Source organism: Prolixibacter bellariivorans ATCC BAA-1284 (assembly GCF_000621705.1).
In the GTDB taxonomy this organism is placed as follows: domain Bacteria; phylum Bacteroidota; class Bacteroidia; order Bacteroidales; family Prolixibacteraceae; genus Prolixibacter; species Prolixibacter bellariivorans.
This window is the reverse complement of the sequence record NZ_JHXO01000012.1, coordinates 80,470-103,535: the sequence shown is the minus strand read 5'-3', so window position 1 is coordinate 103,535 and position 23,066 is coordinate 80,470. Positions and strand designations below refer to the sequence as shown.

21 protein-coding genes are annotated in these 23,066 nt (G+C 46.3%); 13 read left to right on the top strand and 8 right to left on the bottom strand.

Features of this window, described 5'->3' with window-relative positions; genetic code table 11:
- Positions 1-118: 118 nt before the first annotated feature.
- The 8 genes from T426_RS0116840 to T426_RS0116805 all read left to right on the top strand — a co-directional run bounded on the left by T426_RS0116840 (position 119) and on the right by T426_RS0116805 (position 11,084).
- Positions 119-2,074 (top strand): alginate lyase family protein, encoded by a 1,956-nt coding sequence (locus tag T426_RS0116840; protein ID WP_027586000.1) that lies wholly within the window; start codon positions 119-121, stop codon positions 2,072-2,074.
- Positions 2,075-2,165: 91 nt separating this feature from the next.
- The gene (locus T426_RS0116835; protein ID WP_081782509.1) at positions 2,166-3,743 is read left to right on the top strand and encodes a family 20 glycosylhydrolase; all 1,578 of its coding nucleotides are present in this window, start codon (positions 2,166-2,168) and stop codon (positions 3,741-3,743) included.
- A gap of 16 nt (positions 3,744-3,759) precedes the next feature.
- The gene (locus T426_RS0116830) at positions 3,760-4,605 is read left to right on the top strand and encodes a sialate O-acetylesterase (protein ID WP_025865506.1); all 846 of its coding nucleotides are present in this window, start codon (positions 3,760-3,762) and stop codon (positions 4,603-4,605) included.
- A 57-nt stretch (positions 4,606-4,662) separates the two neighbouring features.
- On the top strand, positions 4,663-6,138 hold the full coding sequence (locus T426_RS0116825; RefSeq protein ID WP_025865507.1) for a sodium:solute symporter family protein: 1,476 nt from the start codon (positions 4,663-4,665) through the stop codon (positions 6,136-6,138).
- Between the two features lie 53 nt (positions 6,139-6,191).
- Positions 6,192-7,385 carry an N-acetylglucosamine-6-phosphate deacetylase gene (locus T426_RS0116820; RefSeq protein ID WP_036984845.1) on the top strand — a complete coding sequence of 398 codons (1,194 nt, stop codon included), beginning with the start codon at positions 6,192-6,194 and terminating at the stop codon, positions 7,383-7,385.
- Positions 7,366-8,127 carry a LamG domain-containing protein gene (locus tag T426_RS0116815; RefSeq protein ID WP_051569016.1) on the top strand — a complete coding sequence of 254 codons (762 nt, stop codon included), beginning with the start codon at positions 7,366-7,368 and terminating at the stop codon, positions 8,125-8,127. Before T426_RS0116820 ends, T426_RS0116815 begins: the two co-directional genes overlap by 20 nt.
- Positions 8,128-8,151: 24 nt before the next feature.
- Complete coding sequence (locus tag T426_RS0116810) at positions 8,152-9,276, top strand: acyltransferase family protein (RefSeq protein WP_036984846.1); 1,125 nt, start codon at positions 8,152-8,154, stop codon at positions 9,274-9,276.
- Positions 9,277-9,473: 197 nt separating this feature from the next.
- A complete protein-coding gene (locus T426_RS0116805) occupies positions 9,474-11,084 on the top strand; it encodes a beta-N-acetylhexosaminidase (RefSeq protein WP_025865512.1) in 1,611 nt (536 codons plus the stop codon).
- Between the two features lie 197 nt (positions 11,085-11,281).
- Here the strand turns inward: T426_RS0116805 and T426_RS0116800 are convergent, their stop codons facing one another.
- The 3 genes from T426_RS0116800 to T426_RS25265 all read right to left on the bottom strand — a co-directional run bounded on the left by T426_RS0116800 (position 11,282) and on the right by T426_RS25265 (position 14,777).
- The gene (locus tag T426_RS0116800) at positions 11,282-11,638 is read right to left on the bottom strand and encodes a hypothetical protein (RefSeq protein ID WP_025865513.1); all 357 of its coding nucleotides are present in this window, start codon (positions 11,636-11,638) and stop codon (positions 11,282-11,284) included.
- A gap of 397 nt (positions 11,639-12,035) precedes the next feature.
- Positions 12,036-12,380, bottom strand: a complete 345-nt coding sequence (locus T426_RS0116795) for a hypothetical protein (RefSeq protein WP_025865514.1) — start codon at positions 12,378-12,380, stop codon at positions 12,036-12,038.
- A 567-nt stretch (positions 12,381-12,947) separates the two neighbouring features.
- Complete coding sequence (locus tag T426_RS25265) at positions 12,948-14,777, bottom strand: VTT domain-containing protein (RefSeq protein WP_025865515.1); 1,830 nt, start codon at positions 14,775-14,777, stop codon at positions 12,948-12,950.
- Positions 14,778-15,225: 448 nt separating this feature from the next.
- Between T426_RS25265 and T426_RS25830 the strand changes: the two genes are divergently transcribed.
- Together T426_RS25830 and T426_RS0116770 are read left to right on the top strand one after the other, a co-directional pair.
- Positions 15,226-15,495, top strand: coding sequence for a hypothetical protein (locus tag T426_RS25830; RefSeq protein WP_153637623.1), 270 nt, complete (start codon positions 15,226-15,228; stop codon positions 15,493-15,495).
- 166 nt (positions 15,496-15,661) lie between these two features.
- On the top strand, positions 15,662-16,126 hold the full coding sequence (locus T426_RS0116770) for a hypothetical protein (protein WP_025865933.1): 465 nt from the start codon (positions 15,662-15,664) through the stop codon (positions 16,124-16,126).
- Between the two features lie 429 nt (positions 16,127-16,555).
- On the opposite strand, the gene T426_RS0116765 is transcribed toward T426_RS0116770, so the two are convergent.
- The 4 genes from T426_RS0116765 to T426_RS0116755 all read right to left on the bottom strand — a co-directional run bounded on the left by T426_RS0116765 (position 16,556) and on the right by T426_RS0116755 (position 19,055).
- The gene (locus tag T426_RS0116765; protein WP_025865934.1) at positions 16,556-17,080 is read right to left on the bottom strand and encodes a hypothetical protein; all 525 of its coding nucleotides are present in this window, start codon (positions 17,078-17,080) and stop codon (positions 16,556-16,558) included.
- Positions 17,081-17,129: 49 nt separating this feature from the next.
- Positions 17,130-17,876, bottom strand: a complete 747-nt coding sequence (locus T426_RS0116760; RefSeq protein WP_025865935.1) for a hypothetical protein — start codon at positions 17,874-17,876, stop codon at positions 17,130-17,132.
- 439 nt (positions 17,877-18,315) lie between these two features.
- Positions 18,316-18,498, bottom strand: a complete 183-nt coding sequence (locus tag T426_RS25825; RefSeq protein ID WP_036985012.1) for a hypothetical protein — start codon at positions 18,496-18,498, stop codon at positions 18,316-18,318.
- Complete coding sequence (locus tag T426_RS0116755; protein WP_025865936.1) at positions 18,486-19,055, bottom strand: hypothetical protein; 570 nt, start codon at positions 19,053-19,055, stop codon at positions 18,486-18,488. Before T426_RS0116755 ends, T426_RS25825 begins: the two co-directional genes overlap by 13 nt.
- Positions 19,056-19,090: 35 nt before the next feature.
- Here T426_RS0116755 and T426_RS26225 point away from each other — a divergent pair, with 35 nt between their 5' ends.
- On the top strand, positions 19,091-19,213 hold the full coding sequence (locus T426_RS26225; protein WP_262502912.1) for a hypothetical protein: 123 nt from the start codon (positions 19,091-19,093) through the stop codon (positions 19,211-19,213).
- Positions 19,214-19,718: 505 nt separating this feature from the next.
- Here T426_RS26225 and T426_RS0116750 read toward each other — a convergent pair.
- Positions 19,719-20,264, bottom strand: a complete 546-nt coding sequence (locus tag T426_RS0116750; protein ID WP_148303852.1) for a hypothetical protein — start codon at positions 20,262-20,264, stop codon at positions 19,719-19,721.
- 495 nt (positions 20,265-20,759) lie between these two features.
- On the opposite strand from T426_RS0116750, the gene T426_RS0116745 reads away from it, so the two are divergent.
- Both T426_RS0116745 and T426_RS0116735 read left to right on the top strand, forming a co-directional pair.
- Positions 20,760-21,425 (top strand): hypothetical protein, encoded by a 666-nt coding sequence (locus T426_RS0116745; RefSeq protein ID WP_027585996.1) that lies wholly within the window; start codon positions 20,760-20,762, stop codon positions 21,423-21,425.
- 724 nt (positions 21,426-22,149) lie between these two features.
- Entirely contained in the window at positions 22,150-23,064 is a 915-nt protein-coding gene (locus tag T426_RS0116735; RefSeq protein WP_159103382.1) for a carboxypeptidase-like regulatory domain-containing protein, read from the top strand.
- Positions 23,065-23,066: the final 2 nt, after the last annotated feature.

Sequence of the window (23,066 nt, the reverse complement as noted above, 5' to 3'; positions counted from 1 at the left end):
CAGTTGCTGAAAGTGAATCGTTTTCACTTTGTCAGCCACTAACGAGGTACTAACCTGATACAATTATAAATACGCGGCCGGGTCCAATCCGTTCGCTTTAACTGACTCAATCCGTCGTATGGATAACAGGCGAAGACGATTTATCAAAAATGTGACAGCTGCAACAGCAGGTGTCACGTTGGGAAGTATGGCATTCGGAAATTCTTCCGTCAATGCTTTCAGCCGAAAGGCAAATGGTGATAAGGATAAACAGCCGGAAGCGCAATTCCCGTTCTACCCATACGTGAAGAAATACAATTTTGGCGATTACCTGCCGAAAGATCAGGGAGGAAAATTCATTCAAATGCAGTTGATTGACTCGGAGGATGATCACGTTATCGTGAAGGCCATCCGGAACGGGCTGCTGCAGCGAGTATATGGGGATCCCATTGGTTGGGGAAAGCTGGAAAAGACGGAGCTGGAGAAAAGTGTGTGGCTCAACCGCTTTTACTACCTGCCGTCTTTTGCCCGGCTTTATTACCTGTCGGGAGATGAGAGTTACCTGGAGGACATGATGAAGTTGATTCGCGTGTGGGTACATGATAATCCGCGGGTAACCGAACATCCGACTTCGAAATACAACTGGTACGACATGCAGGTGGCCTGGCGTTCCATTCATCTTTCGTGGTGTTATTACCTGGGGGAGAAAGGCCTGTCAATAGCCGATAAGCAATTGATAAAAGATACGCTGAAGGAGCATGCCCTTGTTTTGGCTGAAGGTTTTGGTCAACAGAAGCTCAATGAATTCAATCACCAGGCGCACGGAGCTTTGGCAATGATTTACCTGGGAACTTTATTTCCCGAGTTGTCACAAGCCGAAGAGCTGAGAACCGGTGCGCTGCGAATTCTGGAACACCACATCAATTTTGCCTTCTATCCCGATGGCGGGAATGTGGAGCAGATGTTTGGATACTATCCGTTCGAAGCGTCCATTTTCAGAGATACGTATTTATTGTGTCGCGACAATGGCGTGACGCCTCCTAAAAATATACTGCCGCTTCTGCACAAGATGGCCGACTATCTTTTCGAGGTAGCGCAGCCCGATGGCACTATGCCGCCGGTAAATGATTCTTACCCGATGCCGGTAAATCCAACCGAGACCATCATTCGTGAAATTCTGAATGAAAAAGTGAGCGCGGATAAAAAGCCGGGTTCCTATTATCTTCCCGAAACGCAAATCGGGGTAATGCGTGCGAATGGTTCCGGTTTAACGCCCTGGTATTTGCTGGCTAATCCGGCCAGGACAATTGGTTCGCACGACCATGCCGGGCGACTGGGCTTTGTGCTTTGGTACGGTAAAGAGCCGGTACTGATTGACAGCGGCTGCAGCAACTACGATAATCCGTTGATCGTAAAATGGTACCGTACTTCGAGAGCACATAACACCGTACTGATTGATGGAAAACAGGATGCTGCGACTTCAAGTGACCGGCAGTGGGCCGGAAAGCGGCAAACAGATAACCGGATTACCGATTGGGAGGAAAAGCCTGACTATAAGTTAGTGAGAATGGTTTCCCCGGCCAGCGATCCAACTAATTCGAACGTACAATGGACGCGTAATTTGGCCTTTGTCCGGAATAAATACATGTTGATTCACGATCATTTCAAATCATCGGAAAAACATAACTACGAGTTACTGCTTCATTTGTTGCCGGTGGAAGTGGAAACCCATGGTGCCCGGAAAAGCGTGTTGCTGAAAACCGACCATCCGATGGCTATCATTCCGGCGAATGCAGAATCGTACGATGATCTGAGCGTAGGCAAAGGATATGTCAACCTGGAAGGAACGGATAGGCTGGCTCCGGTGGTTTCATATTCCACTTCCGGTGCTGATACTCACTCAGTATTGCTGGTCGCTCCGGTAAAGGAGAATGCATCTGAGTGGAAAGTGACACAGGAACTGCTGGCCGATGGCGTGGCGTTGACAGTTGAAGGTCCTTCGGACGAAAAAGACACCATTTTGTTCCGGAAATCGGGCGCTTCGTCCATTAGCTACAAAGGACATCAAACGTCTGATTGGATGGCTGTCTTTTAAGCGACGTGAAACACTGATGAAAACGATAAATACCAAAACATAAAAATTCGAAACTAAACAACGACTGATGAAATGCTTGAAACAAAAATCAATGTCTGCAGCTGCACTCTTTGCATGGCTGACCATCATTATTCTATTCTTTCCCGGGGCGTTCGCTTTCGCGGAAACGCAAAAACCTGCCGATAAGGCGAAAACGGAAGCTGTTAAACCGTTCCCGATAAGGGGATTTCATATCGATTTGCGAATTGAAGTGATGACCATGCCTGCTTTAAAGGCTTTCGCCAAAGAGTTGGCCGGGATGGGCATCAACACCCTGGTGATGGAATGGGAGGCTTCCTATCCGTATGAGAAGCACGCGACGATTTCCAACAAATACGCTTACACGCGTGAGCAGGTCAAGTCGTTTGTTGCCTATTGCGACAGTTTGGGTATCGATGTCATCCCGTTGCAGCAGTGTTTCGGGCATGTGGAATACATTTTACGGCATGCGCGATACAGTGAGCTGAGGGAATCACGAAAGGATATTTCGCAGGTATGCCCGTCGCAGATAGAAGGTGACAAGAAGCTGTTCACCGATCTGTTTTCAGACATGGCGTCTCTGCACAAGTCGAAATACATTCACATTGGTGGCGACGAAACCCGTTTGTTGGGGCATTGTCCTGTCTGTTCAGCGAAAGCGGCGGAAGAAGGAACTGGCAAGCTTTTCGCCGATTACATTGCGGAGATGTGCAAGATTGTAGTAGGAATGGGCAAAATCCCGGTCCTCTGGTCCGATATTGTTTTGAAATACCCTGAAGCCGTCAAACAGCTGCCCAAACAAACTGTGTATGTAGATTGGAACTATGGGTGGAAAATCAATCACTTCGGTGATATTGGCAAGTTACTCGACCAGGGGCTCACGTTCTGGGGTTCGCCGGCCATTCGCAGTCATCCCGATAACTGGTACACCACCGATTGGGAAAAGCACTTCAACAATCAGCGCGATTTCATTCCCTATGCCCGCAAAGCCGGTTACCAGGGAATGGTCATGACCTCGTGGTCCACTTCGGGCGTATATGGTTTTACCTGGGACACGAATTACGAAGTGATCGACATGCATGCGATTCGCAATGTCTATCCGTTATCCGGTTTCCGCATCCTGGTTGCGGCCTATGCACAGTCGTTGAAGCAGGCTGAACCACTCAATCCGGAAAAGTTCGTGGTGCAGTATGCGCAGGACCGCTTTGGTTTGACGGCTGCAGAAGGAGAGAAGCTCTGGAAAATACTGATCGTCTCCCCGAATGTGGTGAAAGTGGATACACCGGAAGATGTGGCGAAGCTTGACTCCGTCAAGAAGAGTGTTGACGCGGCCAAAGCAATGATGGCAACGCTGACTCCGAACGATCATCAAAAAGAGTTTGCTCATTTGCGGCTGATGCTCGATTTGCGGGACTTTTATCTCGCCTTTAAACAGGTAGAATCGGTTTATGAATCCGACAATTACAACCGGGAGATGGGAAAAGTGATATTGCCGAGGCTGAAGAAGCTGTTGGATGAATCGAAAGACCTGAATGCCCGCTTTGCCGAGCTGAACAAAGGTTTTCTGTATCCCGATGAAATCAAACAACAGAATCATATCCGGAACGAAAAACTAAAAAACATATACGAAGCCGTAGCAAACGTACGGTAACGATAAATTGTTAAATATGAAGAGATACCTGGTATTGCTGTTGGCCGGAATGGCCTTATGGATGAATGGAATGGCACAGGACAGGCGGGCGAACTTCCCGAAAAAGGTAGTGTATCCCCGGGAAATGCCTGCGAAGAAGAACTTTTGGATCTTTATCATGGCCGGTCAGTCGAACATGGCGGGACGTGGCGTCGTGGAACCGCAGGATACCGTTCCGAATTCGCGCATTTTAGCGATGAACCTTCAGGATAAATGGGTGGTGGCAAAAGAACCATTGCATCGGTATCAGCCTAAGGTAACGGGAATGGATTCCGGTCTTTCGTTTGCACGCGAATTACTGAAACATGTGGGTGATTCCATCACCATTGGGCTGGTTCCAACCGCAGTGGGGGGCAGTTCCATTCAATACTGGATGGATGATTCCATATTCAATGGCGTCCATCTCTGGAGCAATTTCAGGGATAAGACCGGAACGGCGATGAAATACGGAGAAGTTAAGGGAATACTCTGGCACCAGGGCGAAAGCGATGCCTTCCCGGCCAAAATACCGGTATACAAAAAGAAAGTGGAGACGGTGCTGACCCGTTTCCGCACATTTATCGGCAATGATTCCCTGCCCATCATCATGGGAGAGCTGGGATCGTATACGCGTCCACCCTTGCGGGCGAAAAGATGGGCGGAGATTAACGAAATTATCAAGACCGTACCGAATGATTTGAAGAATTGCTACGTGGTTCCTACGAGCGATTTGACCTGCAACCCCGATTATATCCATTTCAATAACAAGTCGCAACGGATATTGGGAAAACGCTACGCCGATAAATTCATTCAGGTTACTTCTCTGAAGCAGGAGAAGAAATAATCTCATTCACGATAGTTAAAAACAAGCATAACAGCATAAAGACAGAAAGGCTAACCCATGCAATTGATTGACTGGATCGTTTTGGCGATGTATTTTTTAGTGTTGGTGGTCATCGGCCTCACCGCTTACCGGAAGGTGAAAAATTCGGCTGATTTCTTCACGGCCGGCGGTAAACTGCCCTGGTGGCTGTCGGGTGTTTCGCATCACGTGTCAGGTTACAGCGGGGCGGTGTTTGTGGCTTACGCCGGAATTGCCTATACGCACGGTTTTACCTTGTATATCTGGTGGGCATGCGGTGTCGGTTTGGCAACGTTGATGGCTGCCATGTGGGTGGCGCCTCGTTGGGCAAAGTTACGCATCAAGACCGGCATTCAGTCGCCGACGGAGTACCTGCTGGCCCGGTATAACCTGACAACGCAGCAAATCATCGCCTGGAGCGGTGCCATTATCAAGGTATTCGATGTGGGAGGGAAGCTAGCTGCGATCGCTGTATTATTGAATGTATTTACCGGCACTTCGCTCACGGTGGGGATTTTGCTGGCGGGCGGCGTCTCGTTGGTTTATATAACGATTGGCGGTTTGTGGGCCGATGTGTGGAACGACTTTGCCCAGTTCATGATTCAGCTGGTGGCCGGACTCACCATGTTTGTGATGATTCTCGGGAAACTGGGCGACGGGTTTTCCGGCGTGTTTACCCTATGGCACCGGTTGCCCGAAGCGAACTCACATTTGTTCAACGATCCCTACACGCCGGCGTTCGCGTTGGCGATGCTGGTCATCGATTTCTTCAGCTATAGCGGTGGAACCTGGAACCTGGCGACCCGTTTCATCTCCTCTTCGTCGGGAGGCGAGGCCCGGAAAGCCGGTATTTTGTCGTCGGTCCTCTATTTTGTGTGGCCGTTGATTCTGTTGTTTCCGATGTTTGCGGCACCACTCTTTTTTAAGGATATGGTCGACCCGACATTGTCCTATGGCATGATGGCGATTAAATTCTTACCGGCCGGTTTGCTCGGGCTGGTGCTCGCTTCGATGTTTGCCAACACGTTGTCGATGACCTCGTCGGATTCCAATACCGTGTCGGCGGTGATTACCCGCGATATTTTGCCGGTGGTCTTTCATCGTGTCCGGAAATTCACACCGAAGCAGTCGCTAATTATGGCGCGAATTACGACCTTTTCGTTTACCTTGTTTACGATCATTGTAGCGATGAACGCGCGGCATTTTGGCGGGGTATTCGGACTGATTGTTTCCTGGTTCGCTTCGTTGTTAGGACCGATTGCCATCCCGATGATTTTGGGATTGCTGCCCGTGTTCAAACGGAGCGGAAGTACCGCGGCCATTGTGTCGATTTTAGGTGGATTGCTGGCTTTTGTGGTCACGAAATTGCTGCCTGATTTCTCATTGGCGGGAGAAGTCGCGACGCCCATGCTTACCTCGTTGGTATTGTATGTGGTAACCGGATTTCTGGTTCCCGGTGACGAGTCAGCGAAGGCAGATGAACTGTTATCGGCATTGAATGACGAAACGAAATAAACAGGTGATATTGAATGGATAGATAAAACAGCTGTGTAGCGAACGATAATACCATGAACCAATCAAACGACAACCACATGTACCTCGAAGGCCTCGATTACCGGAGCGGAAAACTGGTGCACATCGGTATCCGTGACGGAAAGATAGCCGAAGTGATTCAACTTCCGGAAGGAAAGGGGAAGCATCCTTTTATCGCACCCGGCTTGGTGGACTTGCAGGTGAACGGTTACGGCGGTGTCGATTTTAATACCGCTCCGTTGCTGGCGTCCGATGTATATCGCGCCGTTCAGTTGTTGGCAGAGCAAGGCGTAACGACCTTCTTCCCGACATTGATCACGAATACACCCGAAGCGATTTCTGAAGCGCTGAAAGTAATTATATCGGCCTGCCACGCTTACCCGGAAGTGAACGATGCGATTGGCGGTATTCATCTCGAAGGACCGTTTCTCTCGAAAGAGGAAGGCGCCCGCGGGGCACATGACCCGGAATTGGTGCGAAAACCCGACTGGGACTTGTTTCTGCGATGGCAGGAAGCCGCTGAAGGACGAATTAAAATCATTACGCTTTCGCCTGAATGGGAAGGGTCGGAAGAGTTCATCACCCGTTGCAGTGAAAGCGGTGTTGTGGTGTCCGTTGGTCATACGGCTGCTACGCCGGAGCAGATTGCCGGAGCGGTTGCCGCCGGAGCCCGGTTGTCTACCCACCTCGGGAACGCTGCACACCTGATGTTGCCGCGCCATCCCAACTACATTTGGGAGCAGTTGGCGCAGGATACGTTGTGGACCACCGTGATTGGCGACGGTTTTCACCTGCCTGAATCCTTTCTCAAGGTTGTTTTCAAGGTAAAGCCCGAAAACTCCATTCTGATAAGTGATTGTACACATTTTGCCGGTTTGCCGCCGGGTAACTACCATAGTCATATCGGCGGAGATGTGATCCTCAGCCCGGAAGGCCGCCTTTGCATGGCCGATCAGCCCAAATTGCTGGCCGGTTCGGCGCAATCGCTGCTGTGGTGCGTTAATCAGATGGCTGGAAAGGGGTTGCTTTCGCCGGAAGCAGCCTGGAACAAAGCCTCGCTCAAGCCGATGGAGCTGTTGAACGGAGAACCGCAAATACCTTTCCGCAAGGGTTTGCCCGCTAACCTGGTACTGTTCGAACAGACCGAAAAGGGGATAGAGATTGTACAGACCATCCGGGCCGGGAAGGTCGTGTTTAACCAAACAAAAAATGAAAAAGATGAAGACTAACTGGATTTTTCTGGTCATAGCTGTCCTGTTTCTTGCCGGATGCGGGAACAAAACCAAAAAGACGGTAAATAACGACCGGGTGGTCGATGGTACGCGCATCATCCACTTCTCCGGTTACGACTGGAGGGTAGGGAACAGCAAAGACAACAGACAGGGACCGGGTCCCAACTATTTTTCCGATTCCAAAGAGAACGTTTGGCTTGATGACGGCGGGAATTTGCACCTGAAAATTACCCACCGCGACGGACGTTGGAACTGTGCCAAGATTTCCCTGCTGGAATCGCATGGTTACGGAACGTACATCTTTCATGTAGCCAGCCGGGTGGATGGTTTCGACAAGAATGTGGTGGGCGGATTGTTCACGTATGCCAATGATACTTCCGAAATCGACATCGAGTTCTCGAAGTGGGCCAAGGATACTACCGAAGATTCGCAGTTCGTCATTCAGCCGGGGTGGAACCCGGGAAATCATTACCGCTATTTTCTGGATCAAACGGGGGAACAGTCGACGCATTGGTTTAACTGGCAGCCCGACAGTGTGGTGTTTGCCAGTTATCAGGGAAACGTGGGCGATAACCCTCCGGCGAATCAGCTGATGGCGCAGTGGACCTATACCGGCGTCGATAATCCTAAGCCCGGTAAAGAGGCGGCGAAGATCAACCTGTGGCTGTACCGCGGAAATCCCCCGACGGATGGCAAAGAGGTGGAAATGGTCCTCTCCGGCTTCGAATTCCGGAAGTAAATCCAACCGGTAAACGCTATGCACATGAAAGAGATGAACGGTACACCGAAGCGGCAGCGCCTGTTGTCGCTCGATGCACTCCGCGGATTCGATATGTTTTGGATTACCGGTGGACAGCGGGTCATACATGCCCTGGCAACTCTCACGGGATGGCCGCTGTTCCGTTATTTACACGGGCAGATGGACCATGTGAAGTGGGAGGGATTCCAGTTCTACGATTTGATATTCCCACTTTTCCTGTTTCTGGCAGGTGTTTCCATGCCTTTCTCCTTTGGGAAACGGCTGGCCCGCGGTGATTCGAAAGCGAGTATATACAAACACGCGTTTAAACGGATGATGTGGTTGATTGTCCTCGGGATGCTGTACAACCGCATCCTCAATCTCGACGCGGAGCATTTTCGTCTGGCGAGTGTGCTGGGGCGCATCGGGATTGCCTGGTTCTTTGCCGCCATTATCTATCTGAACACGAACCTGCGCACGCAGATCATCTGGTTCTGGGGCCTGTTGCTGTCCTATTGCCTCATGATGCTGTACATTCCCGTTCCGGGATTCGGTGCCGGCGTGCTCACACCGGAAGGCAACCTCGATGGCTTTATCGATCGCTTGCTGATTCCGGGTACGTTATACATGAAGGAGATGGAGGCCGAAGGTGTTTTGAGTACCATCCCTTCTATTAGCACAGCGTTGCTGGGTATGTTTGCAGGGCGGCTGCTTATTTCGGACGATGTTCGTTTGAGCAAGTTGCGGAAAGGACTCATCCTGATTGGTGCCGGCATTGTTTCGCTGGGATTGGGTGAATTATGGGGACTGTGGTTTCCCATTATCAAGAAATTGTGGACCAGTTCGTTCATACTCTATGCCGGCGGATGGAGTCTCATCCTGTTGGGCGTGTTTTACCTCATCATCGACGCGTGGGGCTTCAAAAAGTGGGCGTTCTTCTTTGTCGTCATCGGCTTGAATCCCATCACCATTTATTTGGTGCAGTATAAAATCATCGATTTCGGCAACATGCGTAACTTCTTCTTCGGCGGATTGATGCATCTCACACCCCATCACATCGCGGGGCTTATTGGTGCCGTCGGGTACGTAGCCTGCGTGTGGGCGTTCCTGTATTTTTTGTACCGAAAAAAGATATTCCTGAAAGTATAAAGGAAAAAGAAAAGAGATGTTTGGTTAGCAGTAAGCAGTGATTCATGCAACGTGTTCAACACCTACAGTTGCCTTAAGCCTCCCCTTCAGGGGAGGTTTGGTGGGGTGATTTGGTAGAAGAACAAGTGCCCTATTGATGAACTAACCGGATAATTTTTATTTCTCTTCCCCATCAACTCATAAAAAACAAAAAGGTTATGAAAACAATGAAACTCATACTGGCTTTTTTCCTCCTGGCGGGAATCGCTGTTTCCGCGCAGGCGGAGATCAACATCATTCCGCGTCCGGTGAGCGTGGTGCCCGGCAACGGTTCGTTTACCCTTACGGAGAAGACGGCCATTGTTTCGGGTGAGGCAACCCGTCCTGAAGCCAGTTACCTCGCCGGTATCCTGGCGAAAGCCTTTGGCGAAAAACCGCACATCAAAGCGAAGGGCAAAGGCATCGAGCTGAAATTGAATGCAACCCTGAAAGACTCGCTGGGCGACGAAGGTTACTTGCTGACAGTGGAATCCAAGCGGATTGTCATCGAGGCGGCGACCCGTGCCGGCGTATTTTACGGCATTCAGTCGCTGCGGCAGCTGTTGCCACCGGCATTTGAGTTCCATCCCGGCAAGGGAAAAAGCGCTGCCGTTCCGGTGGTGGCCATTGCCGACAAACCGCGTTTCGCATGGCGGGGATTTATGCTTGATGTATCGCGCCATTTCAAAGGTGTGGATGTGGTGAAAAGTATGCTCGACCAGATGGCGCTGATGAAGATGAATGTCTTCCACTGGCACCTGACAGATGACCAGGGATGGCGCATCGAAATCAAAAAGTACCCGAAACTGACGTCGGTGGGAAGCTACCGGAAAGATACGCAGGCTGCCCGTCACAGCGATAAACGCGAAGGGAAGCCACACAGCGGTTTCTATACGCAGGAGCAAATCAAGGATATCATCGCGTATGCCACTGCACGGCACATCAACATTGTTCCGGAGATTGAAATGCCCGGACATGCTTCGGCAGCCATCGCGGCTTATCCGTGGCTGAGTACGCTGGGTACTACAACCGAAGTGCCGGTGACCTTTGGCAAGCTGCCTGACTCATTCAACATTGCCGATCCGCGTGTTATTCAATTTTTGGAAGATGTGCTCACTGAAGTTTTCAACCTGTTTCCCGGTAAGGTGGTCCATATTGGGGGCGATGAGGTGATGTACGATGCGTGGAAGAAATCGAAAGCCATGCAGGCGTTGATGAAGAAGGAGGGGCTGACGTCTCCCGCCGATTTGCAGATCTGGTTCACCAACCGCATCTCGCAGTTCGTCGACAGTACCGGCCATCGCATGATGGGATGGAACGAAATCCTCGGTGATAACGTGCACGAGTGGCTGGATCCGGCCGATACGCAGGTAAAACAGACATTAGCCAAATCAGCTATCATCGAGTTCTGGAAAGGAAGTCTCGATTTGATCAACAAAGCGGTTTCGAACGGCTACGATGTGGTGAATGCCTACCACCGGATGACCTATCTCGATTACAATTACAAAACCATTCCGCTGTCGAAAGCCTATTCCTTCAATCCCATTCCCGAAGGACTCGACCCGAAGTACGATTCGAAGATATTAGGCTTCGGTTGCCAGATGTGGAGCGAATGGATTCCTACCACCAAGTCGATGGACCTGAAGGTATTTCCCCGGTTAGCCGCTTACGCCGAAGTAGGCTGGACACCGCTGGCCGATAAAAACTATCAACGCTTCCTTGGCGCCCTGCACAACATGGAACAACGCTGGCAGCTGGAAGGTATCGATTACCACAAAGGCGAAGAATAGGAAATATTCAACGATATAAAATGCAAAGCGCGCAGAGCTGGGGAATCTCCCCGGCTTTACCGTTGTAGTATATTGGGTGGTGTGTGTTTGTCTTTTGCAACAAACCCCTAAATCCCATAAAGGGGATTTAGGGGTTTAAAAAGTCACGACATATCCTTACGCCACAACCATTTGCTATCCGCTGGTTTATAATGTGTTTAGAATTGCTTCTTTATTTCGGTGGTCTGGCCGGAATGGATTTGGAATAATATCTTGCCCGATTGGTAAGACGACCCGTTCGGGTAGCTATACTCCAGGTAATAATTTCCGGGGTTCAGGTTTTTGACCGTGAGAACCCCTTGATCCATCCTGGCATCGAGCCCTTCTATCTGGGGCGAATTATTGTCCGACAAGGTGATGTAGTAATCGAAACTCTGCAGAGAGCCTGTCCCGACGGTAAAGGTCGCTTTTAAAGTACCGGTTCTCAGGGCTACTTCGTTCTTTTGACAACTGCTGAAAGTAACCAGGATGGCTACGAGAATCAGCATCATTTTCATCATTCTTTTGTTGGTCATTGTATCACTGTTTTAATGTTGATTGAACATGACAATACGATTGTCCGCTGTATTTCCTGTTACACAGGAATAGCCGGAAAAAGGTATCGTTCGTAAATCAATTTGGTTCGCTGCCTGGCAATCATGATCGACTACCGGTAATGCGGTCATCCCAAATGTAATAAATATTTATCCGGATAAGGAATGGCTAAGGAAATTTTAAGAATTGTGTTGTAAAGGCAGTATCTGTTGCGAATGTGTTTTCACCCGATAGTAGTTAGCGTTCGTTCATCGGCTTTCCAACACCCCTATCCTGATGTATTTACATATTCGAGACTCTAAAGGGGACTTCGTATAATCTGTTTAGTGAGTTGATGAGCAAATGAGAAACAATACCATTGGTTTGTAAGCGACTGAATTATAGTTCCCGAGTAAGTTCCGTTGTTTCACCCGAGTGGATTTGAAACAACACTCTTTGTGTCTCGTAAGGGGTGTCATATACTAAATAATAATTTCCCGGATTCAGTTTTTTTATGGTAAGAATGCGTTTTTCAAAATTGATATCAAGTCCGGATATCGCATATGTTGCATTGTCCGATGGAGAAACGTAATAGTTGAGATTGGGTAAGGAGCTCGCGTCTCTGACAAAGGTTACTTGTAATGTGCCGGTTCGCAGAACGACTTCATTTTTTTTACAACTGCTAAACGTAAACAGGATAGCTACGAAAAGCAGCATCATTTTAAAGGTTCTTTTGTTGGTCATTTTGTTTGTGTTTTAGTGTTAATGGAATATAGCAATATGATTATCCTGTATTGTTGTAAAATGCGAGGAAAATTATATCGCTGTTTGTTTAGTTTGGTCGGCGGCCGGGAGAACGACAATCCGTTGCCGGCTACGCGCTTATGTCAAATATAATAAATATTTATCCGGTTAACGAAGAGAAATGAAAATTTTAGAAATTTTCTTGTGGGGCAGAATATGTTGTATAACGTGTTTTTCACCCGATATTGGTTAGCGTTCGTTTATCGTCTTTCCAACACCCCTAATCCCCTAAAGGGGACTTTATCCATTCATTGTGGCAGGGTTCGAATAAAATAAGAAGCCTCATCACTCATCTGGGAAAAGAATGCCGTTCCTTTATATGGATTCGCTCGCCATTTGCAGCGGCTCCAAATCCCCTTTAGGGGACAGAGGGGTGAATACCGAGGCATATCCTGACCGCTACACTATTGGTTCCCCGTACTACATCGAAATAGAAATAAAAAAAGAGGTCATGTTCTGACCTCTTCATATCATTATTGCAGTTATTCGATGCAAAATAGTGTTTTCCTATCCCGCCGGCGGATACTGATCAATCAGTTTATTCTGTTTTTTGGCGGCTTTCAGGAAATCGATAACCGTCATGGGTTTGTACCCGCGCGAACGGTTCAGGTCGCCGACTTTGAAAAGCAGGCTCTGCGATTTGAACAGCGCCTTGTACAGTTTGAAAATGGAAACCTCGGGGTCCCAGGCGCTGATGGCTTCCGAGCCGGCACCGTTGATTTCGATGATGGAGAATCCTTCGCCCTGTTGCAGCTGTTCGGTCGACTCGAAGCGCATATCGAAGCGGCCAAAGTAAAACTCCGGCATGCTTTGCGCGATCGCGTCAATGCGTTCGCTCAGCTCCGGTGTAATCAGATGACTCGCATCGCGGTAGAGACCGCCTACGCGGATGCTACCGATAAACGACAACCGAATCAGCTCGCCCTCGGCCGGTACCATGTCGAGGTACTGCTTCTCGAGGCTCATGTGCTCGGTTTTCCCGCCCAGGTAATATTCGGCGCGGGTTTTCATGCGCGGATTATTCCTGATAAGCTCCTGCAAAGTCGAAGTTCCGTCGCCATACACATACGGGAAATAGCGCAACGTCACCGATATCACCCGCCCGTGTTCTTCGCCGGGATAGCGGACATAGAAGATACCCGCTTCGCCGTCGTGTTGCACCGGGCGCTGCAGCAACAGCTTTTCCCCGGTAGGGTATTCATTCAGGTAATGGAGCAGGTGTTTGTGCTCTTCGATGAGGCGCACGCCGTAGCCCTGCCAGCCCACGTCGGGTTTGGCCACCACCGGAAACTCCAGCCCTTTTTCTTCCATCAGCGAAAGCGCGGTCTGCAAGTCGGACTCCACGCCCTTGCCGTTTCGTTCGAAGGTAACGAACTCGGCCACCCATTGCTGGTGCTCGTCGCCCACCTGCTGCATGATATCGCTTTTCGACTCGCCCCAGAAACCACCGGTTTCAATCATCGGGTTCGACACCGTGGGCAGGGTCAGTGAGCGGTAGCGTGCCGACAGGAATAACCAGCGTAAACCTACCGGGAGATAAAATAATCCGTTGGGAAGGCGTTCGGCTAACGAAACGAGCTTTTTCAATCCTTCGGGGGAAGGCATCCCGGTATGCCTGTTTTTCCGTCCGGGCTTATAAGTTTTCAGCATTTTCAAAAATGAGGGAGTCTCGCTGTCGTTAAGCGCCTGTTCGGTTACTTTGGCGAACTTCGGTTTCAGCAGACTGGTAGAGGCGAATACGATAACAATGATGGCGACCAGTATCCATGCCCAGTAGTTCAGGTGAACCAGCACCAAATCGCCGAAGACAATCACCAGCGTGAGGGCGATGGACGTGTACACGCCACCGGTAATAACCGACAACAAGGTAAACCGTCCCAGCGGGATTTTAAACCAGCCGCAGGCCACAAAAGTGGGGAAGAGGAGGCCCGGTGTGAGGCGGCACATGATGAGCACCTTCGTCAGGTTCGAATCGATCCAGTTGTGGAGGCGTTCTACCTTGGGGCCAATGATTTTGCGGCGCAGCCAGGCGTTCTTTTGGGCAAAATGTCCTAGCAGGTAAATGAATACATCGCCGGCGACAATTCCCGTGAAAACGGCGGTATACACCAACACGAGCGGTACGTGATGTTCGACACGCGAAAACCCGGCCGCCAGTATGGCAGCATCCTCGTGAACAAAGGTTAAGAAGAATATCGCGAGAAAATGCTTTAACCATGTAAGGTTAAAGAGTAATGTTGTCATACCTGCGTCGTTATGATATACCCTGTTTACCGGTTGGCAGCCGCCAAAGGCGCGACTTTCACCGGAACTAAAGTACTCAATTTGTTTTAACATTTAACAGGTAGAAGTTGAAAAAAGCTGTTGGCCCGCTGGCCGCTTCATTACCCGCCTGTTACCCCGTTAGACAGCCGGAGAGGTTGTTTTGTTACACTTTTCCCATACATTCTTCCACGATTTTTTCGCCCGGATGCCTCCGGAAACTTGTTGTAAGGAAAATTCCGGTCCGGAGATAATCATAACCACCGCCTTTTGCCCCGGTGACGGCCCGTTTTTATCAATTAACATCCGTTGTATGGCATTTGACGGTCAATATTTGTCCGGAGACGGTCGTTGTATTGCATTTAACGACGCTTGTATGACAATTGACGGTCGATTTATAGCAATTAACGACGCTTGTATGGCAATTAACGGTCGTTGTATTGCATTTAACGACGCTTGTATGGCAATTAACGGTCGATTTATGGCAATTAACGACGCTTGTTTAGCAATTAACGGTCGAATTATGGCATTTAACGACGCTTGTATGACCGGAGACGGTCGATTTATGGCATTTAACGATGCTTGTATGGCATTTGACAGTCGATTTATGGCAATTAACGACGCTTGTTTGACAATTAACGGTCGTTGTATGGCAATTAACGACGCTTGTATGACCGGAGACGACGCTTGTATGACCGGAGACGACGCTTGTATGACCGGAGACGGGCGATATTTGTCCGCCGTAGAGACGCCATGCTTGCGTCTCTTTTCCTGCCTCCTTCATGGTCATTGACCATACCGGTTGCAATGCCTGCGTCTCGTCGCTCGCATTATTGGAGGCCGGCATCCCTTGTCTGAACCGGGATTATGCAGATTAACCAGATTACATAGATGGGTGCTCGTTCAACTTGGTTTCTTTTTTATAGCTTTATCATTGCAAACTAATTAAGCCCATAATAATGTCAAAGAAAAAGAAAATAAAAGCTTGGGAGCAACACTACGCGAATGCCAAAGAGAAAGAATTTTATTCTACTCGTAGAATTGACCTTTTGATAATTTCAATTTCTGGAGCATGTATTTATATTGTCTTTGAGATATTACGATTCATAAACAGTGAAGGTTCGAAGATTACTGGAACACCTACAATCCTATTAAAGCTTAGTGCAATTTTAGCTGTATGTGCTATTATCGTTAATATTTTTTCGCAGTACTGGGGGTTTCTTGCAAATGGATATGAAGCACGATATTCAAGAGCAGTAATTAACCAAATTGAAGAAAACAAAGACGATAACAATGAATTAGAAGTGTTGGATCGAAAATCTCGTATCTATAGTTTTTGGACCTCTCTATCTAACAAAGTTTCCATTGGCTTAATGTTAGTAGGCATTGTTATACTTGTTATATACAATTTTGTTACCTTTTAGGTCGTGAACCACTGTCGTTAGGACTGCCATTCGTTTGGATTTTACTTGGTTTAGATATTGGTCTGGGTTTTGGGGATGATTTTGGCTTAGTCATTTTCTTAAGTTTAAACGTAAATGGTTTTTATTTTCTGGGCCTGGAACCTGAATCATTAGGACTGCCTTTGGTTGATGGAGAGCCTGTACTAGGCTTCGTATTCGGTCTGGAGACTTGTGGTTTGGACGAAGTATATAATTTAGTCATGATTAAAGATTTTAATTGAATTTTTATTTTTTGGGTCGAGAGCCAGAATCATTAGGAGAACCTGTTTTTGGTTCAGGCATTGTGGGCTCTATTGTCTTTGGCCTAGGGTTGGGTTGAGTATTTTCCATAATATTTTCTTTTAGGATTAGAATGTAATTTATATTTATTAATGCAAAATGCAAAATTTGCTAGTCGTTATTTGCTTTGTACCAGTCAACTAATAAAGGTTCCATCGAAAACTCATTGAATGTTTCCTTCTCGTATTTTTTGACAAAATCATGGGGAATTTTAATTCCGTAATAGACATGAGGTAGGGATGTACTTTCAATATCAAGAGGTTTTAAATGCTTATCGACTCTTGCTAGATCGATTACTTTTCCTTTGTATAGATTGAAGCTATGTGTAACGATTGGATACAAGTAGTCGTCCCTGTTAATAAATCCTGTCCAATATTCAAATTCAGGATTTAGTAAACTAATTGCTTTGGCTGAATAGTGACATTGGGACTCTTTGTGAATATAGCCTCTTTCTCTGAATTCATTGATGGTATTCTCTGATGGAGCAACTTCATTAAATGAACTTATAGTTGCAATTTTTTCAAAGCTGTTAGAAACCCATTCATTAAATTTTTCTTGATCTAAGGAGTGTATTTCATCGTAGAAGTCTCCTTCCCCTTGGAAAATGGAATAGAAATCATCTTGAGGTATTGACATCTTGATTTTTGTTTGAAGATTTTGATTAATTATTCAATTGGCTCAACTACTACTCTTTTGCTTTATAGTTTGTTCGTGTTGCATCCAGTTTTGTTAGTTCTTCTGATAGTTTTACTGCATTTTGATTGCTTTGCTTTTTGAAATTTTCAATGAGTGATTTAATTTGTTCTAATTCAAGTTTCAAACTATCAGTTTGTACTCGTCTATTTTTTTCTTTTCCTGTTAATAAGGGGAATACACTTAATGATGTATTTATGAATAGCGCGATAATTGTAAGGCTCAATGCGAAGTTCGTCTTGGAGATCTGTTTGCGAAATCTTTGTTCGTCTCTTGATATATACTTATTTGCACAAAATTGTCGAAACTCTTCAGTTACAAAAATTTCTTTGTCAACATATTCAATTAATAATTCTGATATTGCGGGATCAGGAAATTCCATGCATGTTTTTACAGAATCAGCTATTCCTTGTCCGAAAGTTGTAGTTTTATTAGAAGGTGTTGAACTTACTTGTAAAAGCATTATATAATTCTCTTTCTCTAAGAGCTTTATTAAGTTAACAACGTTTAACAACAACACTGTTATCTCTTTTATTCTCGGCATGTCATTTTTTAACACTTCTGATGGATCATCGCTTTTTCTGTCAATTAGAACTTTGACTTCCTGTGTCTCTCGTGTAACTGAAATTGTTACTCCAGAAAGTTTACTATATAATAAATTGCCAATGAAATTATTATTTCCATCTCCTTCGAGGATACGTTTACATAGTTCCTTCTCTTCTTTATTTAGTAGTCGCATATTTTTATGAACTTGATCTTTTATCGTGTCCTAAATTTAACAAACTGGATTTATCCTTTCTTCTTGCATTTCAATTTTTTATCAACAACATAAGAAAGGGCAGGATGGGAAAATTGTCTGAACCGGGATTACGCTGATTAACCAGATTACGCAGATTGAGGGCAGTGGTTTTTCATTTACGTCATGATGATTCAAACAAGAGAGACGCAAGGCATTGCGTCTCTACGGGAGCTTTGTTCGGAGATGCTGTAAAATCATTGGGGTGGTGCCGCTTATGTGTGTTTCTTTATCCGGGTAATCCATGAATCTGCGTTATCGTGGTTCGGGAATTGGTTTGGGATTGTTTGAATGGAAATTACCGTGTTACGTTGTTGTTGGATTGGAATGGCTGCGCTGTTGGTAGAGACGTAGCAATGCTACGTCTCTACGATCGCATTGTTCATGTCCGGCATACAATCGCCATATTCGGAGCTTCTGCCAAATCATTTGGGGATGGTGCCGCTTGTGTGTGTTTCTTCATCCGGGTAATCCAATCATCTGCGTAATTGTGGTTCAGACAGGGGTAGACGTGATGTGTTGCGTCTCCGCTGATGCGTGATGATTCATATTTTATGAAACCCATGAGTATAGATATTTTGTAATCTCCCAGGTTTCATTTTTCTTTTCAATTTCCAACAAACCTCCCCAGCCACAATCTTCTCCACAATAAACACTGTAGTAGAAATATCCTTTGGTCAGTTCTTTGTTAAAACTGATTCTGGAAATATCAAGCGTGCCAATAATCCTGTTTGAAGAATAATTCAGATCAGTATCATTCGGATTTTCTTCGAATATGATTTCAAGTCCTTTTATTCTCTCAATTTTGGATGTCGTAATCTGTCTTGGCGGTAATCCTACGCCATTTAATTTTTTAATTAATGCGTTCGATTTATAATTGTCATTGAGCAATGGCTCTTTGTCAAGTCCGGATTGTAATGTGGTGTTGAAATAAATCACTAAAGTACTGTCTGTCTTATTGAAGCTCTGTATTCTCTCTCCGTCAATGATTTGGTATAATAACTGATTAATGACTTTAACTTCTTCGTTTCTGTATTGCAAGGTTGTTTGTCCCAACAGTGACACCGGAAGTACAGATAGGAGAATTAATATGAGGGTTTTATTGGATAAGGTCATGCCCATGTCTTAGTAGGTTGATTGTTATCAAATTTAACAAAATGAATGAATCCTTGTCGCGGGCATTACATGTTTTTCAGAATGTGGTTTGGAATGGTGGCGCTGTTGGTAGAGACGTAGCATTGCTACGTCTCTACGATCGCATCGTTCATGGCCGGCATTAATTATCAAAACCGGTATTACGCTGATTACGCAGATTGGGGGCGGTGGTTTTTCATTTGCGTCATGATGATTAAAACAAAGAGACGCAAGGCATTGCGTCTCTACGAGCTCTTTGTTCGGGAGTGCTGCAAATTAATGGGAATGGTGCCGCTTATGTGTGTTTCTTCATCCGGGTAATCCAATCATCTGTGTAATCGTGGTTCGGGAATTGGTTTGGGATTGTTTGAATGGAAATTACCGTGTTACGTTGTTGTTGGATTGAAATGGCTGCGCTGTTGGTAGAGACGCGATTCATCGCGTCTCAAATATTTCCATGTTCGAGGCCGGGAATAATTGAATGGTCGTTGCTGGAGACGCAAGCATTGCGTCTCTACGAGCGCGCTGTTCGGCGGTGCTGCCGAATCGTTTAGGGATGGTGCCGCTTGTGTGTGCTTCTTCATCCGGGTAATCCAATCATCTGCGTCATCGTGGTTCGGGAATAGGGTTGGGGATTGTTTGAGTTCAGGATTAATGGTCGAAAGGCAACTTGATATAATCGAATCCTAGTTTGCTTTTATACATCCACAAATCAATTTTCTGACCGATATGTATCTGGTTGAAATACTCGTGTTTGCATTGTAGTCGCCGTGTAGTTCCATTGATATTTACATACAGGGAATTAACCTCCGGGCTTCTGAAGTGAGCCTCTCTTCTTATTTTGTTGACTACCTGGTAACGGCCGCGATGCTCGACGACCGATAGATGTTGGTTAAGCAATGAACCCATCAACAGAACAATACCAAAATAACCGACAGCTATAAACATTATTGTTGGCAAATATTGGTTTTTTAGTCTTCTGTTTACTGCAATGAAGGGCTTCAATTTTAAAGCGGTTATGATTCCCAGAATAGCTCCAATTCCTCCAAATATGAATCCAAATAGATAGGGGTGGTCGTAGTTCTCAATTTTCTTTATTCCAATAACAGATGTAAGTATCCCGGCAAGCAGGAAAAGTACAATAGTAATTACCAACCAGAAGGGCGGTTCTTTTTGTTTTCGGTATTTTTTACTCATTATATTGGGGTTGTCTGTGGTCCTTACAAAGCATATGTTTTCAAATTTAACAAAATGAATGAATCCCTGTCGCGGGCATTTCATGTTTTTCAGAACTGGGATTGAAATGGCTGCGCTGTTGGTAGAGACGTAGCATTGCTACGTCTCTACGATCGCATCGTTCATGGCCGGCATTACGCAGATTCACCAGATTACGCAGATTGGGGCGGTGGTTTTTCATTTGCATAATGATGATTCAAACAGAGGAGAGGCAAAGCATTGCGTCTCTACGGGCGCGTTGTTCGGAGTTGCTGCCAAATCAATTTTGTCATTTTAGAGGTTGCAATATTGTAGCAACCTTTTTTATCTCTCTGCCAAATAAAAATCTTTGAAGAAAATTTTTCTATCCAGGCAACCTTATCCATAGCAATAACGTCAAACTGTTTGAGTTCATTGACGACAAGGAAAACCTATTTTTAATAATAATTAATTCTTAATCAAAAAGCTAGAAGTGACATGATGTTAGGTTCAGAAATTAAAATTGGAAAAGTTTTATTGTTTTCTTCGATCGTTGCAATCCCTTTCTTTCAGACCAGTTGTTCAAAGAATTCTTCTCCAACTTCTTATGGGGAGGATAATTATGGAGAAATTAAATTTACCGCACGCGGTGAAGATGTAACCTGTGTTTCCGATCAGAACGAAGCCGTATTCGAATATAAACCGGGAACCGAGAAGCACAATTCGTTAACCCTTCAAGGAATGAACGAAGACGTACCCCAGGGGCATGAAAACATGATTGTCCTGGAGATGATCACAGATGGAGACCTGCATGAAGGAACCTATCCGATGATTGATTACGGCGTGTTATTAGATTGTCAATCAGGAACACATACCGATAATTGCGACAAAGTTGCTTCCGGGGTCGTGACGGCAAATTTTGACTCGGGTGATCCGCTTTGGGGTACTAAAGATGTGCGTTCTTCCGGTGGTGGTACCCTGACACTGCAAAAGATTGAAATTGGTACGCATCATGACGGTCAGGCGGATGGAGAAACCGGCTATACGGAAGCGAGAGTTTCCGGATCATTTTCGTTTCCCGGCACTAACTTAAACGGGGATTCGTCAGGAAAAGCAGAAGGCACTTTTAAAGATATTCCTCTGAGGATTTATGACAAGAATTAATTTGTCATAAATTGGTATTCGAACCATGAAATAGGCTGCTTTCGGCAAGCAGCCAATTTCATGGTTCAATCAAACTCATCCGGGTCTTCCGGTCAAACATTTCATCAATTGCCTGTTTGTTGAATTTGTTAGCCGGTAATTTTTGTTTGTCAATCAGGTTATCAAATTGTGTTACCACCGCCGATTTATATCCCGCCACAAATAATGAAATGGATTTTGGTTTATGAATAAGAGGGGGAACCGTGCGTATCCATGGCCGTTTTGATTTGGATAGGCTGTGTAAGGCAGTTTTATGAATGGTGTTGGTGTTTGTTTTAATAAATATTGTCTGTTTTTCATTCGATGTAACTAGCTGTTGTTGAGTTCTTGTATTGTTTTTGAAAAAAATATTGAAAAAATATTTACAAAAGTGTGATAGCTTTTATCCCTTTGTTTTTGGGGGATAGGGACGAATGAAAAGCTAAATTTCGGGTTACTATTTTGGATATGGATAAGGTTTTTGAAAATCAGCAGACAATAAACCTTTTTAGCTTGCCGTTTAAGAAGACAAAGATCCGTTCCTTCGGACGGATTTTCTCCCGATAAATGACTTAAATACAGCGTAATTAAGAGATGGAAGAGGTATGTGTGTCAGGGTATGCTGTGTCGTATCGGCTTGACGGATGGATAGATGTTTGTCATCTATTATACAATTATTTATTAACTCGATTTAACTTGGATGATTATGAATCAAAGAAAATTATCTAAACTGAAGTCGTACCAGGTAACGAATGATTACCTGACGGCTAATGAGGGCAAGGTATCGGGCCTGCCGAATTATTCGACGTACAAAACCACGTTGAGTGAGAACATTCCGAGGTTGTTAGCCTTTTCAGCGAATCAATCGGGGAATATCACCGGTATTTCCGACGAGAAGAATGTGCTGAAGCAGCAGGTGGGAACACTGGCGTATGATACGTCGACCCGGTTGGTGGCGTACGCCCGTCAGAACCAACTACCGACGTTGCTGAAGGAGGCGTATTTCACCGAAAGCACCCTGAAGAGGGGAGCAGATGCAACAGTCCGTGACAGTTCGCGGAATTTGTATAACCTCGCAGAGCCGTTGCTGGAGCAGTTGGCGCCGTTTGGTATCACAGCCGAAACGCAAACTGCGTTGAACGACGCTATCGAAGCATTTGCCAAAGCTATCCCGGTGAAACGGACGGTGGTGAATGAACGACAGGACCAGTCGTCGGAGTGTGACCGGTTGTTCGACGAAACCGACGAGGCGCTGAAGCAGATCGATACGTTGGTGGATATGATTCGGCAGGCGGAACCTGATTTTTATGTAGGGTATCGCGGAGCCCGGATGGTGCTCGATACGCGCACCGAGATTGTGTCGGTGAAAGGCGAAGTGGTTGAGGCGGAAACCCTGGTACCGGTAACGGGAGCTAACATCGAACTGATGCTGTTGCCGGTGAATGGCCATGCACCGGTGACGAAGAAGAGCGCCGAAAAGGGTGGTTTCCGGATCAAATCAATGACGCCCGGGAATTACCAGATGAAGGTATCGAAGTACGGTTACGCCGAACAATTGTTGGATGTCGCCGTCAATTCCGGCGAAACAACCAAACTCACCATTACCCTCGCCAAAAATTAGCC